The 1,077-nt window shown below is 69.7% G+C and carries 1 protein-coding gene; it reads right to left on the bottom strand.

Translation table 11 applies throughout. The features are described 5' to 3' along the window. Positions 1-1,077 (bottom strand): dihydroxyacetone kinase subunit DhaK (locus EN738_RS34545; protein WP_127287396.1); only part of this gene is annotated, 1,077 nt, incomplete at both ends.

Below are 1,077 nucleotides of genomic sequence, written 5' to 3'. Positions count from 1 at the left end.
CGTCCGGCCTTGGCCTTGCGCATCGCGGCCGTGGCCTCCGCGCCATGCCGCGCGGCCGTCGCGGCTGCTTCCAGCCCGCCCGTATCGAGCGCCTTGAGCGCCGGCTCCAGCGCATCGACCATGGTGCGGTCGCCGACCTTGGCGCCGCCGTAGAAGGTCATCCGGTCGAGGCCGGCGAGCAGCGCCTTGGGCAGAGTCGCGCCAAAACCCAAAGTCTGCGCCGCTGCGGTGAAGAAGATCGACAAAAGCACACCGCTCGAACCGCCCATCGCGGTCCCCAGCGTATCGCCAATTGCCGCCAGCGTTGCCGCCCGGTCGGCAAGCGGCAGCGTGTCGAGACGCTCGAGCACGCTGCGCGCGCCGGTCGCCACCGTCGACCCGGTATCGCCGTCGCCGGCCTTGGCGTCTAGCCCGTTCAAGGGCTCCTCCAGCGAGATCAGCTTCTCACAAACGACGGTGATCAACCGCTCCGCGGCGGCGTCGCGACTCGGCGCCTTCGCGGTGGCGTGAACCGCCGGCTTGGCCGCCGCCACGACGAGCGGCTGGCGGACCGGCTTCGCCGGCAGCCAGGCATGCGGACCGACCGGCGCCAGCAGCGCCGCCTCGCGTTCGGCATCCAGCCTGATCAGCGACAGCGAGAAGCCGTTCATGTTGAGCGCGGTCATCAGATGGCCGGGACCGATCGTCAGCGTCACCGCCTTCGCCAGCGGCGAGGCGAGCACCGCATTGGCGATCAGCGACATTTCGAGCGGCGGCACCGATCCGAGATTGTTGATCAGGAGCGCGTAGCGGCTGCCGGCATCGAGCCGCGCGGCGAGGCGCTCGGCCATGATGGCGACGAGTGAGCTGGCGCTCTGCAAGGCGATGCGCTCGACGCCCGGCTCGCCATGGATGCCGAGGCCGAGCTCGCCGTCTTCGGCGCCGAAGCGGTCTTCATGCGCCTGTCCGGGGATCGAGCAGGAGGAGAGCGAGATGCCGAGCGAAAAAATGTCCTTTGCCGCCGCCCGCGCTGCCGCCGCTACCGACACCAGGTCACGGCCGGTTTCGGAAAGATGCCCGGCTATCTTGTGGACGAAC

Origin of the sequence: Mesorhizobium sp. M4B.F.Ca.ET.017.02.2.1 (genome assembly GCF_003998955.1) — a bacterium.
In the GTDB taxonomy this organism is placed as follows: domain Bacteria; phylum Pseudomonadota; class Alphaproteobacteria; order Rhizobiales; family Rhizobiaceae; genus Mesorhizobium; species Mesorhizobium abyssinicae.
This window is presented reverse-complemented; position numbering and strand designations above follow the sequence as displayed.